Raw genomic sequence first — 15,854 nt, 5'->3', positions numbered from 1 at the left:
GTCCCCGTCCCTGCCTCCCGGTTCCTCCCCCGTGCGGGTGGAGCGCCCGGTGGCGGCGCCCGCCGTGTCGTCCGGGCCGGTATGCAGGGGAAATGCCGATGGCGGAGCGGAAGGAGACGGAAGATGCGCAAGACGAGGCCGTGGACGCGGGAGGTGCCGGGCGCCGGCGAGGTCCGGCCGCGTGCGGGCCGGGGGGTGGCGGCGTGACGGCCGGGGCGGCGGCGCGGCAGGCACCGGACGTGCCGGACGCGGACGGCCCCCCGGTCACCGTGGCGGGCGACGGCACGGCCGGGTTCTCCGGGGACGGCGGGCCCGCGCCGGACGGGCAGTTGGCCTTCCCGGCGGATGTGGCGGTGGGAGGCGGCGCGGTCTACGTCGCCGACCACGCCAACCACCGGGTCCGCCGGATCGACGGCACCGGCACCCTGACGACGGTCGCCGGCGACGGGCTGCGGGGGTTCGCCGGGGACGGCGCCGACGCGGCGCGCGCCCGCCTCGGCTTCCCGTCCGCGCTGGCGGCCGCCCCGGACGGAGCCGTGTTCGTCGCCGACGAGATGAACCACCGGGTCCGCCGGATCGATCCCTCGGGCGTCATCGCCACCGTCGCGGGAGACGGCTCGCGCGGCGGCGGCGGGGACGACGGTGACGGCGGCCCGGCCGGCCGCGCCCGGCTGGCCGCCCCGTGCGCCCTGGCCGTGGACGGCGCCGGAACGCTGTACGTCGGGGAAGCCGGCACGCCCCGGGTGCGCAGGGTCGGCGGCGACGGTGTCATCAGCACGGTCGTCGCGGCATCCGGACGCTCCGGCGGCAGTGCCGCGGCCGACGCGGGCGAGGAGTTCCTGCCCGCCGGCCTGGCGGTCGACGCGGCCGGCCGGCTGTACATCGCCGACCCGGTGGGCCGCCGGGTGCTGCTGCTCGACCCGGACGGGGCGCTGCGGGTACTGGCGGGACCGCCGGACGGGGACGCCGGCGCCACGGCGGTCGACTGGGGCGCGCCGTGCGCGGTGGCGGCCGACGGCGAGGGCACGCTCTACGTCGCCGACCAGACCGGACACCGGGTGTGGCGGCTGGCCGGCGGAGCGGCCCGAATCCTCGTGGGGCCGCCGGGTGCGGTGGGGAAGGAGGCCGGCCCGGCCGGTGACGCGGCCGGTGACGGGGCCGATGCCGCCGTCCACACCGCGCTGCGCTACCCGTGCGGTCTCGCCGTGGACCCGGCCGGGCGCCTGCTCGTGGCGGACAACTTCCACCACCGGATCGCGGCCGTACCCGTCACCATCGCTCCCCTCCAGGAGACCGAGCCGGTACGGGACGGGGAACCGGAGCCGGTACGGGACGAAGAACCGGCACCCGCTCCCGCCCCCGCGCCGGCACCCGCTCCCGCCCCCGCGCCGGCACCCACCCCTGCCCCCGCGCCGTCGCCCGCCCCCGCGCCCCCGCCGTCCGCCAAGCTGCTGGTCCGGCAGGAGGTCGGCCTCGAGATCCCCCGAGGGGCGAGCGAGTTGCTGCACGTCCGGATCTCCTCCGCCGACCCCTGGGCTCCGGGACGGGTGGAGCACCGCTTCACGGCTCCGACGGGTTTCGTCTTCGACGGGCGGGTGACCTGCGCCTACTACCGCGCCGACCGGACGGTGCTCCCCGGCGGGGACCCGGCCGGCACGGCCGGGAACGACGGCAGGACGCTGACCGTCACCGACGAGCCCCGCCTGAACACGTCCGGCCACCCGGCGGCGGCCCTGGTCTACACGCTCGGCATCCACGCCCTGGGCGACGCCGAGCCGGGCCGGTACACCGACGGGCGCGCGGTGATCGCAGGCGGCCCGGAAGCGCCCCTGAAGGCAACCGTTCTCGGAGACGACGAGGACTGACGACGACCGGTGACGACCGACGACGACCGACACGGATCGGTGCGGACCGACGGCGGCCGATGACGCCTGACGGGGGCGCGGTCGCGTCCGGAGCCGTCCACGGCGGACCACTCACCGTGGACGGCTCCGCGCGACCTCAAACCCTGAAGGGGCAGGTAATCGTTTCTGTGCTCCCACGTCACCCCCCTGATGGTCACGGATTGCAGGTCGCCGACCACGGTGGGTTAGCGTTCGATACGTGTTCACGCCCACCCTCCCGAGGCTCGGCCCGCCGGGTCCCTTTCCGCGCGCGTCCCTTGCCCATCAGCTCGACCGCAAGTGGCTGCACTACGCGTTCCTGTCTCGGTGCGGTCGGCACGCGCTCATCGCGAACCTGTCCGTCCTGGGGTCCGCCAGCGGCGTGGTCGACGCGGATCCGGGCGCCCCGGCCACCGGGCGCCGCAGCGGCACCGGCACCGCGGCCGAGGGACAGCACATGGCGATCCTGCTGCTCCACGGGGAGGACCACGGCTGGAGCGCGACGCAGTTCAACGCCGAACAGCCCGAACTGCCCTGGTCGGCCTTCCGGCTGCCGCACCCGCACGGCGAGCCCGGCGCGTTCCGGGTGGCGGCCCGGTCGGCGGCGCCGGCGGCGGACGTCCGGCTGACCCGGACCAGCAGGCCGTGCACCTCGCAGTGCGCGCCGTTCGGCGCGGACGAGCACCTGCGCTGGCAGTCCGAGCCCGGTGTCCTGGGCACCGGCACCCTGCGGCACGGCGACGGCACGGCCACGGAGACGGACCTGCTGGGCTACCACGAGCGGGTACGCGGCCGATGGTCGTGGCCCACGCTCGGCGGCTGGGTGTTCGGATTCGTCAACGACCCCTCGGGCCCCGCCGGCCAGGCCCCGCCCTCGGCGGTCGTCTTCACCCTGATCCAGCCCGCGTACCCGGCGGACGCGGCCAACGGGTCGGTGATGCTGTGGCGCGACGGGCGCATGATCCGCCACTTCCCGCGGCGCAGTCTGCGGGTGGCGGTCAGCGGCAGCCTGGACCGCGACCGGGTGGCGGTGGTCCCGCCGCTGGCGGGCCTGCTGGGCACCCCGCCGATGGCCGCGGTGCCCGGCCGGCTGCTGATCACCGCCCGGCTCGGCGAGGACCGTCTCGTCCTCGACTTCCGCTCGCACACGGCGGGCCGGATCGCCAACCCGTCCGAGACCAGCCTGCACCCGTTCAGCGTGCACGAGACCCTCGGCCCGTGCACCGTGGAGGGCCGTGTCGGCGGACGCCGTATCGGCTTTTGCACCGGGGGCATCGTGGAGTTCGCCGGGGGTGCCCATGACTGAGACCGCCCCCGCGTTCACCGGGGCCCGGCTGCTGGACGAGACCGTCACCGCCCTGTCGGACCGGGCCCCGGCCGTTCTCGCCGCCGCGGCCGGCCAGCTGCGCGGCATCCGGCTCGGCCTGCACTTCAACGACGACAGCCACGCCACGCTCACCGCGCGGCACAGCCGTCTCCTCGTACGCCGGGAGCGCTGCCCGGACCCCGATGTCGAGGTCGCCTTCGACAACCGGGCCATGAACCTGCTGTTCGACCTCCAGCGCCCGCCCGTCGACCAGGTCCTGCCCGACAGCCTCGACGTCCGGGGCTCCCGCGACGACGCCCTCGCCGTGTGGCGGGCCTTCACCCTGCTGGCCCAGCGCGCGGCGGGCCTGCGCAGCATGCAGGAACTGTGGGGGTCCTACCGCGAACAGGCACCCCAGCTCTGGGGCGGGGTGCCGCCCCAGGTCCGGGAACCGGCCGCCGACCCGGTCGACTGGACGGCGCTGGACTTCCTCGCCCGGCGCTCCCCCGAGGACGCGCCCGCACCGCCCGCGCTGATCGGCGACACCACCGTCACCGCGCCGCGCCTGCTGTGGGACGGCCGCGCGAGCACCGACTGGTCGCTGGAGGACACCGTCCAGGACGCGGACCTCCTGGAGACCATGCGCCGGTGCCGGGCCCGCACCAACGAGGAGATCGAGCGGCTGCTCCCGGACCGCGAACCGCGCGCCGAGCTGTACGACCTCATGCGCTCCTACCCCGCCCGCCAGGGCAAGGGCCTGCGCCCCACCCTGACCATCGCCGCCTGTGCCGCCTTCGGCGGGCGCCCCGACGACGCCGTACGCGCCGCCGCCGCACTGGAGCTGTTCCACAACGGCTTCCTCGTCCACGACGACATCGCCGACGAGTCCACGCACCGGCGCGGTCTGCCGACCATGCACGAGGAACACGGCCTGGGCCTGGCCGTCAACGTCGGCGACGGGCTGAACCTGCTCGCCGTCGACGCCGTCCTGTCCAACCTGGAAACGCTCGGCCTGGTCCGCACCCTCGGCCTCATCCACGAGGCGGTGCACATGTGCCGGGAGTCCATCGAGGGCCAGGCCATGGAGCTGGGCTGGATCCGCCACGAGGTGGTCCCCGGGCACGACGACGCCTACTTCACGATGAGCACCAAGAAGACCGGCTGGTACACCTGCATCAGCCCGTGCCGCATCGGTGCCGTCTGCGCCGGCATCACCGACCCCTCCGTGCTCGGCCGGTTCGACGAGGCGTTCCGCCTGATCGGCATCGCCTTCCAGATCCAGGACGACATCCTCAACCTGATCGGCGAGGAGGCCCTGTACGGCAAGGAGCCCCTCGGCGACCTCCTCGAGGGCAAGCGCACGGTGATGCTGATCCACCTCTTCCGCTCGGCGTACGCCCACGAGCGCCCCCGCCTCCTCGACGTCCTGCGGCAGCGCCGTACCGACAAGACGCAGCAGCACGCCGAGGAACTCCTCGCCGCCATGCGGCGGCACGGCTCCATCGAATACGCCACCGACCTCGCCGACCGGCTCGCCGCCGAAGGCATCGCCCGCTTCGAGGAAGACCTCCGGTTCATCCCCGAGAACGAGGGCAAAGCCGTCCTGCGGCAGATCGCCCACTACGTCACCTCAAGGCCACTGTGACCACCACCATGCCCCCGCCCCCGCCGGCCGGCCCCGCCGGCACCGGCCCGCTGACCGCCACCGACCTCCGGGCCTTCGCCTTCCTCGGCCACGTCAACAGCAGTCTGCGCCGGTCCCTGTGCACCCTGGCCAGACACGGCGTGGCGCTGCGCCGCGACGCCCCGGACCGCGCCCGCCTCCTGCTCGACACCGTCCGGCCCTGGCCCCTCTACAAGGGCGGCCAGTTCCTCTTCGACCTGATGGAGTGGGAGGACCTCATGGTCGACGGCGACCCTCCGCCCGTCCTGCCCACGGAGCGGATCGTCTCCGCCTGCACGCTCCCCGTGCAACTGCTCGCCGCCGCCACCGAGGAGGCGTCCGCAGCGACGGGAGCGGTGCCCGGCCAGCGCACGGCCGCCGCCTTCGACCTCCCGCTGCGCCTGCTGGCCGGCACCGCCCGCACCACCCTCCTGGGCGCCGCGCAGGACCTCACCGACCTGCTCGGCACGCCCGCCCACCGGACCGGACCCGACGGCGACGACCCGGAAGACACCACCGCTGCGGAGAGCACCGATCCCGAACTTCCGCCGCTGGAAGCGGGTTTCTACCTCTACGAGGACATCGCCCTCGGCGCCCTGGCCGTCCTCGGCCCGCTCCTGGCCGGCCACGCACCGGCCGGCTCCGCGACATCCGCCTAGCTCATGAAGCCCGTCGCCGCTTCCGGCGGTCCATGAGCGGGCCCGGTCACCAAGCCCGCCACCGGCGGATCCGCTCACGCGGACCCCTCCACCCACAGAAGGGACACCCATGGCCACGCAGACCCAGTCACCCGTCCAGCCGGGCTCCGAGAACAAGCTCTACATCCTCCAGCAGGGCATCGTCGAGGACGCGCCCGGCGGCGTACCGGCCCACCTCAGCTTCGGCATCCTCAGCACCGTCCCCGACCCGGTGAACCCCGGCGACATCACCTTCACCCTGAAGGCGCCCACCGGCTTCGCCTTCACCGGCTGGCTCTCCTGGGCCTACCACGACGTCAACACGCTCCAGGCGAAGGGCAACCTGGAGACCACCCAGGGCACCCTCGGCGACGGGGGCCGCACCCTGACCTTCACCCACAACCCGTACCTGTCCACCAACCAGGAGTGCCTCGGCTACGGCGCCCAGGTCACCGCCGTCGACGGCGCGACGCCTGGCCGCTACACCGACGGCCAGCTCAAGGTGGGCGCCGCCACCCCGATCAAGCTCAAGGGCCGCGTCCTGGCCACCGACGAGGACTGAGCGACCCTCACCAGCCGCCCGTCGGTGCCGTGCCGGCACGACCGGAGCCACCGACGGGCCACGCGGAAAGGAAGGACGGAGCATGCGCGGAGCAGGAAACCGCGCCGGGCGCCGTACCGGGAGCACCGCCGCCCCGGCACCCGCGCGGCGCCGGGGACGCCGGGCCATGTGGACCCTGGGCACGCTGGCCGCGACGACGCTGCTGGCATCGTCACTGCCCGCGACCACCGCCACCGCGCAGGCCGGGCCCGCCCCGGCGGCGCGGACCACGGCGGCACGCGACCCGGAGTGCGTCCAGCCGGGCAACGCGTGGCTCAACCCGCGGTTCTACTGGCGGAACGTCTTCGGCACCCGGCTGGGCGAGGGCACGATCAACGAATCCTCGTCACCGAACCCGTTCGGCGGCCGGATCGCGCCGGGCTCGACGTTCACGTTCCGCTGGCGCCCGGACACCACCCGCAACCCCGTGGGAGCGCAGTACCACGTCCACCGGGTCAACCTGGCCTCGGTGCTGGCGGTGGCCGACGCGGAGTCGGTGACGGGTCCGGGCACCTTCTCCGGAACGACACTGAGCGCTCAGGAGACACCGCCGCAGAAGCTGGGCGACACCGTGGTGCGCTTCCGGATCAGGCCCGGCACGGAGGGCCGCACGGCCACCCTCTCCTCGGCCGACCACAGCCTGACCACGAGGTGGCTGTTCACCAACATCAACAACATCTGGGAGAACACCGGAAGCATCTCCTTCACGGTCGCCTCCCGCGCCGCACTGGGCTGCACGTCGTCATCGATCCTCGGCTGACGGATCCCCTCGCCGGCCCCTCGGCCACGACTGTGACCGAGGGGGTCCGCCGGAAGCAGATCCGGCCCGCGACCCACGTCCGGTCGGCGGCCTGGTGCAGCCGTACCGCCACGATGTGCCCGGACTCCTCAGCGTCGGAACTCTCGTTCATCCGACTCTGGCCCAGGAGGCGGTACCGGGCCAGGTTCGTCTCTCCGGCAGGCCCATCTCGTGCGGACGCAGGCTCGCCCGGCGGTCCCGCAGGGGCCCCACTCTCCGCCGCTGAGGGTCTCACCGTGTACGTGGGCGCCCGCGACGCCGGACGCGGGCAGCGGGCCGTCGAGGAGATCGGCACCGACGCCCGCCTGCTGATCCCCCACCGGCCGATCGCGCAGACTGATCACCGGCGATCAACTGTCGGACGCAACACGTCATTCCGCGCCCGACTGGCCGAGCAGACGGCACCCGGTCACAGGCCGGCCCCCTTGGGTCCGTACGGCTGTGCGCTGGAGGACCTAGGGGGGCGCTGGCACCGCTCGCCCGAAGGACTGGACTACGGTCCGGGTTCGACCGAGGGGCGCCGACCGAGGAGCAGGAACCGATGGACAAGGTCGCCTGCGCGCACTGCGGCCAGGGCTGGATGCGCTGTTACGAGCGCAAGGACACGGGACACAGGTTCTTCCTCTGCCCCGAGTGCGAGTCCGTCTGGGAACTGGAGGACGACCTCCACGAGGACACCGACATGTATCTGAGCCAGTACGTGCTGACCGGGGACCCCGCAAAGGACTGGCAGATCATCAGTCCGTGCGGCTGAGGAGGCCGAAGGTGTGTCGGTTCGGCACAGCAGACACGCCTCCCGCCGCGGAAGGTGGTAAGTGAAGTACGTGACGGCCGTCTGGAATGATGGTGGGTTCTACGTCGATCCGAGGGACTACCTGGCCGAACTCCCCGCATTTCTTGATCGACTGCCAAGCGGGGCAAGAGAATTCGCGTCGGATCCGGCGCATTACGCTTTGGGGCACGGTAATAGTCGCTGCGTCAAGGATCTGGAATTGTCTGGTATTCAAGTGTCCACCGACAAAAGTGGAGGGCTCACCCTGGAATTCGCCCCGAACCAGTGGAAGCATGACGCCGGGCTGCGCATCAGCTACTCAGGAGTGACGCACTTCTCCATCGACTATGAGCACTCCATCGACTGGATGCTGGTCGACACCGTGCTCCTCGACGAGATTCTCCCGGGCGAGGACGGGGGCTGCGTGCACGAGATCGCCCTCACTGACGCGTCGATCACCGTCCGCTGCGAGGACCTGCAAGCCGTTTGGGGGGACGCGAGCTGAGGGGGCAACCGAGACCGTCGGTCTACAGGGCACCGGCTCATCGTCGCCCCGGCGGACAGGAAGCACGTCATCATCTTCATCCGGCGCAAGAGGCTTTCCCTGGTGCGGCTTCCGGAGGGAGTAAAGGGGAGCCGTCCGGATGCCAGATCTCTAGCCGGCCCCCAAGAGACCCTCGGAAACCACTCAGGCCCCCGACCTGGTACTACGGCGTCGACATGGTGGGATGCGAACCCACGACCTCTTCGTCCCGACCAAGGTTCGGTTGGTGAGTCTGCCAGTTTCGATGGCGTTCCGCAGGTCGGGTGGGTGGGCTCGGTTGGTGAGGCACAGGGCCGCATCACCGCGGCCCCCTTGGTCATCCCCCGGCTGGCGAGGCGATCACCGCCCGTTCCCGGGAACGCCATCACGGCCAGCCAGCAGCAGGACTCTGAGACGAACACTCGACGGGCGGCATCACGCGCGAGGCTGTCGACATGGAACTTCCTTTACCTGTCTGCCCTAGGGTCGGAGCCGCAGCTGCGAAGGGGGAGGCGACACCGATGGGCGACGGCAAGGTCCCCGGCAAGGTCCTGGACATCAAGACCGCCGACATCAAGGCGGCGGCACCGGCCTTCCACCAGGGCGCCATCGATCTGAGCAAGGCGCTGACCACGCTCATCCAGACCCTGGACGGCCTGGGCGAGCCCTGGGGCCACGACGAGCAGGGCGACAAGTTCGGCAGCGCCTACAAGCCGCAGCAGAAGAAGATCGAGAGCGCGGCGGGCATCCTGGTGCTCGGTCTGACGAGCATCCACGAGGCCATGGTGGACCTCTCGGACGGTCATGTGGACAACGACCAGCTCATTGCCGGCATGTTCACGCGGGTGAAGCCCGACAAGCAGAGCGACGGTGCCGGTGAGCGTTGAGGACAAGGCCCGCCACATCCTGCTCAAGCTGGGCCTGTGGTGGCCGGAAGCCGACTCCGGCAAGCTGCGGGACGCGGCGAAGGCCTGGCGTGCCTTCGCCGACTCGGTGGACGACGTCCGCGCCCCGGTGCACCGCAGCGCGTCGTCGATCATCCACAACAACACCGGTGAGTCGATCGAGGCGTTCGACACGTTCTGGGGCCGCTACGCGAAGGACCAGGACGGCGGCTGGCTGAGCGACCTCGCGAAGTCCTCGCGGGAGATGGCCAAGGCGCTGGAGAAGTTCGCCGACGCCATCGACGACGCGATCAACAAACTCTGGACGCAGATCGGCATCGACGCCGCCGTCATCGCGGGCGGGGTGACGCTCGCCTTCCTCACCGCGGGCCTCGCCTCCGGGGCCGCCGTCGCGGCGGCCGACGCGGTCATCGAGTTCGGCGCCACCATGGGCATCGCCGTCACGACGACGGTGGCCGAGATCGCAGCGGGCACCCTCGTCGCCGCCGCGTTCGGCGGTGTCGAGTCGGTCGCGGTCGACCTCGCCGTGGCCCAGCCGCTGAAGATGGCGACCGGTCTCCAGCAGGGCTTCAGCCTGGACGAGGTGAACCAGGCCGCCAAGGACGGCATGATCTTCGGCGGCGCGCTGGGAGCGGGCGGCGGCGTGCTGAAGGCGAGCATGGAGGGCGGCCTCGCCGACACCACGCCGCTGCTGCTGCGCCCGCCGTCACTCCGCCCCGACCTGGTGGAGCTGGGCCCGGCGGCCCGCAACGCCGAGCGCACCCCGTGTGTCGGCGAGCCGATCGACGTGGCGACCGGCGCCATGCTGATGACCCAGACGGACCTGACCCTGCCCGGCAGCCTGCCCCTGGAGTTCACCCGCACCCACCTCTCCTCCTACCGCGGCGGTGTCTGCTTCGGCCCGACCTGGATCTCCACCCTGGACGAGTGCCTCCAGATCGACGGCGAGGGCGTCGTCTTCGCGGCGGCCGACGGCATGCGCCTGGTCTACCCGGTACCGGAACCCGGCGTTCCCACGATGCCGGCCAAGGGCGCCCGCTGGCCGCTGGAGTGGGACGGCAAGCCGGACGGCGCGATGACGGTCACCGACCCGGCGACCGGCGTGACCCGCACCTTCGCCGCCCCCGTCCCCTCACCCACCTTCGGCGTCTTCCACCTGGCCCTGGACTCCTGGTCGGACCGCAACGGCAACCGCATCGACATCGAACGCGACGACGAGGGCATCCCGTCCGGCATCCGCCACTCCGGCGGCTACTACGTCGCCGTCGACACCCAGGGCCCGCGCATCACCGCCCTGCGCCTCCTGGACGAGCCGCCCTCCCGCTACCACCCGAACCCCTCGACCGACGAGGGCACGGTGGTGATGCGCTACGCCTACGACACCGCCGGCAACCTCACCGAGGTCGTCAACTCCAGCGGCCAGCCCCTGCGTTTCACCTACGACACCGAGGGCCGCGTCACCCGCTGGACCGACCGCAACGGCACGTGGTTCTCGTACGTCTACGACGACCGCGGCCGGGTGGTCCGCACCGAGGGCGTCGACGGCATCCTCTCCGGCACGCTGACCTACGACGACACCACCCGCACGACGACGTACACGGACTCGCAGGGCCATGTCTCGGCCCACCGGTACAACGCCGAGGGCCTGGTGGTGGAGGAGACGGACCCACTCGGCCACGTCACGCGCACGGAGTGGGACGAGCACGGAGCCCAGCCACTGTCGGTGACCGACGCCCTGGGCCACACGACGCGGTACGCCTACGACGACGCGGGCAACGTCACGAAACTCACCCTGCCCGACGGCTCGGTCGCCCGGGCCGCGTACAACGCGCTCGGCCTGCCCACGGAGGTGGTCGAGCCGGGCGGCGCCGTCTGGCGGCACACGTACGACGAGCGGGGCAACCTGCTCGCCACCGTGGACCCGCTCGGCGCCGAGACGCGGTACACGCAGGACAGCGCCGGCCGGCCGACGGCGATCACCGACGCCCTCGGTCACACCCGGACGGTGGCGTACGACGCGGCAGGCCTGCCCGTCTCCCTCACGGACGAACTCGGCCACACGACGACGGTCCGCCGCGACACCTTCGGCCGCGTCATCGAGGTGACCGACCCTCTCGGCCACAGCACCCGCTTTGGCTGGACGACCGAGGGCAAACCGTCCTGGCGGGAACAACCCGACGGCACCCGCGAGTCGTGGACGTGGGACGCCGAGGGCAACCTCCTCGCACACAGCGACCCGGTGGGCAGCACGACACACCACACGGCAACCCACTTCGACGTACCCGCCACCCAGACCGAACCCGACGGAAGCCGATACGAGTTCGCCTACGACAGTGAGCTTCGGCTGACCGGGGTCACCAACCCCCAGGGCCGCACCTGGACGTACACCTACGACGAGGCCGGACGTCTGGTCGCCGAGACGGACTTCAACGGCCATGCGCTGACGTACACGCACGACGCGGCCGGACGGCTGGATTCCCGTACCAACGGCGCTGGGGAAACAGTGCAGTTCACGCGGGACGCGGTGGGCCGGGTCGTGGAGCAGCGGTTCGGCGAGGAGGACATCACGACGTTCTCCTACGGCCCGGACGGCGGCCTGGAGCAAGCCGCCAACGGCGACGCCGTGGTCGTCCTGGCACGGGACGCCCTCGGCCGCGTGGTGTCCGAGACGGTGAACGGGCATACGACCACCTACGGCTATGACGCCGTGGGGCGCCGGATCCGACGGACGACCCCCTCGGGACTGACCTCGGCCTGGTCGTACGACGAGGCCGGACGTCCGCTCACCCTGAGCTCGCCCAGTGGTTCGCTGCATTTCGTCCACGACGCGGCGGGTCGTGAGACAGCGCGCCACATGGGTGCCGAGGTGACATTGACGCAGGCCTGGAGTGGGACAGGACGGCTGCTCGCGCAGACCCTGACCGCGGGAGCGGAAGCCCCTGCCCACCGCCTCCTGCAACACCGCACCTACACCCATCGGGCCGACGGCTACATCACCGAGATCCGCGAGCTGACCTCGGGCACGCGCCGCTTCGACCTCGACACCAACGGTCGGGTCACCGGCGTCCGAGCGCACGGCTGGAGCGAGGACTACGCCTACGACCTGGCCGGAAACGTCGTACGCGCCACCGCCCCCGGCCACGCCGCCTCGGGTGACCGTGAGTTCGAGGGCACACTGGTCCGCTCAGCCGGCCGGACCTCGTACGCCCACGACGGGCACGGCCGTCTGATCCGCAGGACCCGCAGGCTGCTGAACGGCCAATGCCGCACGTGGACCTACGTGTGGAACGCCGAGGACCGGCTGACGGAGGTGGTTGACCCAGACGGTGACCGCTGGCGCTACGCCTACGACCCACTCGGCCGCCGCGTCTCCAAGCACCGCGTGTCGATGGACGGCACGGAAACCGACCGCACGGAATTCTCCTGGGACGACTTCGCCCTGGCCGAGCGGTCCGCTCCGGACGGACGGGTTACCACGTGGGACTACGCACCGGGCACCCATCGCCCGGTGGCCCAGACCGATCACCTGCCGCAGGACGCATCAGGCAACACCTCGGTCCTGGCCCGACTGGCCGAGGAGACGGATCCCGGACACGCGCCTCGGCTCCATGCCGTGGTGACGGATCTCATCGGCGCCCCGATGGAACTGGTCTCCGGCGCGGGAGATCTCGTCTGGCAGCACCGCACCACTCTCTGGGGCACCGGGTTCTCGACCCCGGAGCCCGATACCGCCTCGGTCGACTGCCCGCTGCGCTTCCCGGGCCAGTACGCCGACCACGAGACCGGGCTGCACTACAACCTCCATCGTTACTACGACCCGGAGACAGCCCGGTACATCAGCCCGGATCCGCTGGGCCTGGCGCCCTCCAGCAATCCCCACGCGTACGTGGTCAACGCCCTCGGCTGGACGGACCCGCTTGGGCTGGCCCCCAAGTGCGGAATCGACCTCTCCAGTGCTACTCCGCACAGCGGTCGTTTCCCCAATTCCGCGAAACCGGACGAGGTCCTGGTACGCCGGAAGGATGACGGGAGCGTGACGGCCTACGCTGTGTACGACGATCAGGGGCTACCCATCAAACGCGTAGACGTCGACCCGGACTCCAAGCCGCACGGCGGGGTGCCGGCACCTCACGTGTTGGAGACCACCAGAAACGTGAACCCGAAGACCGGCCAGACGTTCCTCACGTGGAAGAAGATGCCCAGGCCCGCTCGCCCCGACGAGCTCCCTCAGTGAGTGTGAAGGACGGAATGATGGACCCGCTGAGAGTCCGGGATGTGCGGGAGTGGACACAGGCGGTCGGTGACGACGCCGATTACCTCGACTACCTGTCGCAGCAGGCAGGACTGGGCGAGTGGGCGGCCTTCTCACGCGCGTTCATGCCCCGCTTCGTGGAAGTGGAGGGATGCGTTCTGTGGGACCGCGTCTACGAGCCCGGCAACTTCCGCAGCTGGTACGAGCGGCTGCGTGGGGACGCCACCTCGATCGAGGCCACGTTGAACCAGTTCCGCCTGGCGCTCTACATCGACATCCCGGAGGATTCCGACTCCGAGGCCGCCGCCCAAGCCCTGGCCGAGGAGATCGCTCGCTCTTGGCACAGGTGTCTGCACGACACCTTCCCGGACCGCTCGTTCCAGGTCGTCGCGAGCGAAACGGAGGACGGCCCGGTCGTGAGCTTCACGACGATCCGCTGACGCAACGCCGTCAAGGTTCATAGCGTAGAGCCCGCAACTCAACTCACCCTGATCACTCTCGGGGCGAGGCTCAGCGGGCAGCGGCCGAGGCCGAGAACAAGGACCGTCGCGGCGACTGGCGCGACCCGGCTCTCGGCCAGGAGACCTTCGGCGAGTACGCGAACCGCTGGTACGAGGCCCAGGACCTGGCAGCCTCCAGCATGCAGAACTACAAGCGCCACATCGAGGAGCACCTCCTCCCCGGTTCGAAGACAAGGCGCTCGGCGCTCCACCTGATCCTCGTCCTGCGGGTGAGCCTTGGGTGCTTGTTCGCGCGAGTTCGGGGACCGGCCCGCGCGGGGTTGATCTGACGGTAGCGTGATCGTCATGACGGCTGGGGGCGAGGCGCTGGCCGGCGGCATGGCGAACGCAGGGGCGGTCTTCCGCCGTGGTGCGCTGGTGGAGCGCCCGGCGCCGCGCAACGCGCGCGCCCTGCATGCCTACCTCCTGGCGCTGAAGGAGCATGGCTTCGACGCAGCGCCGACCTTCATCGGTCTCACCGAAGATGGCCGTGAACAGCTGACCTTCATCCCTGGCGACGTGGCTCTACCACCGTTCCCGGACTGGGCGATGACGCGTTCCGCCCTCGAATCGGTGGGGAGCCTGCTGCGGCGTCTGCATGAGAACAGCGCGGCCGTCGAGTTCGACACCCATGCCGAGTGGCCCCGAGACCTGGCCGACCCGGAGGGGGGAACGATGCTGTGCCACAACGACGTGTGCCCGGAAAACGTCGTCTTCCGCCACGACCGTGCCGCTGCCCTGATCGATTTCGACCTGGCGGCCCCTGGCCGCCCCCTCTGGGACATCGCCATGACCGCCCGCTACTGGGTGCCCGTGCTGGATCCCGGATCCGCAGCCGCTCTCTACCCCTCCGGGCTGGATGTGCCTGCACGGCTGCGGATCCTTGCCGACAGCTACGGCCTCTCGACGGGGGACCGCGCCGAGTTGCCCGGCGTCATCGAGCAGGCCACGGAGGTCTGCCGGGCCTTCGTCGCCCGCCGCGTGGCCGACGGTGACCCCGCCTATCTCCAGGCGCTGGCCGAGCGCGGTGGATGGGAACGCTGGGACCGCATGCAGACCTGGCAGGTGGACCACCGCAAGACGTTCACGGCCGCCCTGCTGAGCTGACCGGAGCGGACGTCCGAGGACAAACTCACCGGGCGTTCTTGGCGCCGTGCCTTCAAAGGGCGAGCCATTGACCCGATGCGCAAAGTCGGGCGTATCGGACCCAAGGGAACCGAGGACATCTCCGGCGACAAATGGCGTCGCTCTCCCCTCTCACAGGAAGGTTGTCCATGAAATACGTCAAGGCGGTCTGGGATCCCGAGGTGCCCGGGTACCGTCTGGATGCGCACGCTTACCTGGTCGAGCTGCCGCGTTTGCGTGCGGACCTGCCCCCGGGCGCCCGAGCTTTCGCCATCGATCCCGGGCACTACGATATCGCGGGCGCCATCCGCTGTGTGAAGGATCTGGAACTCGCCGGCATTCACCTAGCCACCGACAAGAGTGGCGGGCTGGTGCTGGACTTCGCACCCAACAAGTTCAAGCACGATTCCGGCCTGCGCATCAGCTACTCGGGCGTGACGCATTTCTCCATCGACTATGAACACTCCATCGACTGGATGAGCGTCGACACCGTCCTCCTCGACGAGATCCTTCCCGAGGAGGACGGTGGTTTCCTGCACGAGATCGCGCTCACCGATGCGACGATCACCGTCCGCGCTGCGGACCTCCAAGCCGTTTGGGGGGATGCCGGCTGAGGAGTGTCCGTCCGTCAGGTGACGTCGATCCGGCGAGAGCTTCGACCCGACGACCCCTGGTCACTGTGCAGTTCACCGTAGGGCCCGGTCAGGGCGACGCCAGAAGCCCGGGCCCCGGGATGGTGGCGGATCAGGAGCGGAGACACCCGCGCCGGACCGGCTCTGCCTTCCCGCAGTCGTTGAACGGGCGGTGCGAGGGCTGAAGTTCGGGAATGCGCTGCCGCCACGCCTGGC

At 71.2% G+C, this 15,854-nt stretch carries 13 protein-coding genes and 1 pseudogene; all 14 read left to right on the top strand.

Going from position 1 to position 15,854, the window contains the following annotated elements; translation table 11 throughout:
• Window positions 1-203: 203 nt before the first annotated feature.
• Window positions 204-1,865, top strand: coding sequence for a serine/threonine protein kinase (locus ACH4OA_RS06860; protein ID WP_397967978.1), 1,662 nt, complete (start codon window positions 204-206; stop codon window positions 1,863-1,865).
• Between the two features lie 238 nt (window positions 1,866-2,103).
• Window positions 2,104-3,189, top strand: coding sequence for a hypothetical protein (locus ACH4OA_RS06855; RefSeq protein WP_397967975.1), 1,086 nt, complete (start codon window positions 2,104-2,106; stop codon window positions 3,187-3,189).
• Window positions 3,182-4,834, top strand: a complete 1,653-nt coding sequence (locus ACH4OA_RS06850; protein WP_365876356.1) for a polyprenyl synthetase family protein — start codon at window positions 3,182-3,184, stop codon at window positions 4,832-4,834. Before ACH4OA_RS06855 ends, ACH4OA_RS06850 begins: the two co-directional genes overlap by 8 nt.
• Window positions 4,831-5,511 carry a hypothetical protein gene (locus ACH4OA_RS06845; RefSeq protein ID WP_397947889.1) on the top strand — a complete coding sequence of 227 codons (681 nt, stop codon included), beginning with the start codon at window positions 4,831-4,833 and terminating at the stop codon, window positions 5,509-5,511. The genes ACH4OA_RS06850 and ACH4OA_RS06845 overlap by 4 nt, the downstream gene beginning before the upstream one ends.
• 109 nt (window positions 5,512-5,620) lie before the next feature.
• The gene (locus ACH4OA_RS06840; RefSeq protein WP_365876360.1) at window positions 5,621-6,091 is read left to right on the top strand and encodes a hypothetical protein; all 471 of its coding nucleotides are present in this window, start codon (window positions 5,621-5,623) and stop codon (window positions 6,089-6,091) included.
• Between the two features lie 82 nt (window positions 6,092-6,173).
• Complete coding sequence (locus ACH4OA_RS06835; RefSeq protein WP_397943697.1) at window positions 6,174-6,890, top strand: hypothetical protein; 717 nt, start codon at window positions 6,174-6,176, stop codon at window positions 6,888-6,890.
• A gap of 580 nt (window positions 6,891-7,470) precedes the next feature.
• A complete protein-coding gene (locus ACH4OA_RS06830; protein WP_397967972.1) occupies window positions 7,471-7,683 on the top strand; it encodes a hypothetical protein in 213 nt (70 codons plus the stop codon).
• Between the two features lie 61 nt (window positions 7,684-7,744).
• The gene (locus ACH4OA_RS06825; protein WP_397967970.1) at window positions 7,745-8,206 is read left to right on the top strand and encodes a hypothetical protein; all 462 of its coding nucleotides are present in this window, start codon (window positions 7,745-7,747) and stop codon (window positions 8,204-8,206) included.
• Window positions 8,207-8,745: 539 nt separating this feature from the next.
• Window positions 8,746-9,111: a hypothetical protein gene (locus ACH4OA_RS06820; RefSeq protein ID WP_397943692.1), complete on the top strand. Its 366-nt coding sequence runs from the start codon at window positions 8,746-8,748 to the stop codon at window positions 9,109-9,111.
• Window positions 9,101-13,363, top strand: a complete 4,263-nt coding sequence (locus ACH4OA_RS06815; protein WP_397968356.1) for a DUF6531 domain-containing protein — start codon at window positions 9,101-9,103, stop codon at window positions 13,361-13,363. Before ACH4OA_RS06820 ends, ACH4OA_RS06815 begins: the two co-directional genes overlap by 11 nt.
• Before the next feature lie 14 nt (window positions 13,364-13,377).
• Window positions 13,378-13,821 carry a hypothetical protein gene (locus ACH4OA_RS06810; protein WP_397967967.1) on the top strand — a complete coding sequence of 148 codons (444 nt, stop codon included), beginning with the start codon at window positions 13,378-13,380 and terminating at the stop codon, window positions 13,819-13,821.
• 56 nt (window positions 13,822-13,877) lie between these two features.
• Window positions 13,878-14,083: pseudogene (locus ACH4OA_RS06805) on the top strand (LacI family transcriptional regulator); the annotation flags it as partial.
• A gap of 104 nt (window positions 14,084-14,187) precedes the next feature.
• Window positions 14,188-14,988, top strand: coding sequence for a phosphotransferase (locus ACH4OA_RS06800; RefSeq protein ID WP_397968355.1), 801 nt, complete (start codon window positions 14,188-14,190; stop codon window positions 14,986-14,988).
• A 167-nt stretch (window positions 14,989-15,155) separates the two neighbouring features.
• A complete protein-coding gene (locus tag ACH4OA_RS06795) occupies window positions 15,156-15,620 on the top strand; it encodes a hypothetical protein (RefSeq protein ID WP_397967966.1) in 465 nt (154 codons plus the stop codon).
• Window positions 15,621-15,854 lie beyond the last annotated feature (234 nt).

Origin of the sequence: Streptomyces sp. NPDC017095, from assembly GCF_044332325.1 — a bacterium.
Lineage (GTDB): Bacteria > Actinomycetota > Actinomycetes > Streptomycetales > Streptomycetaceae > Streptomyces.
Note: the sequence above shows the minus strand (reverse complement) of the source record. Positions and strands in the feature narration are given on the sequence as shown.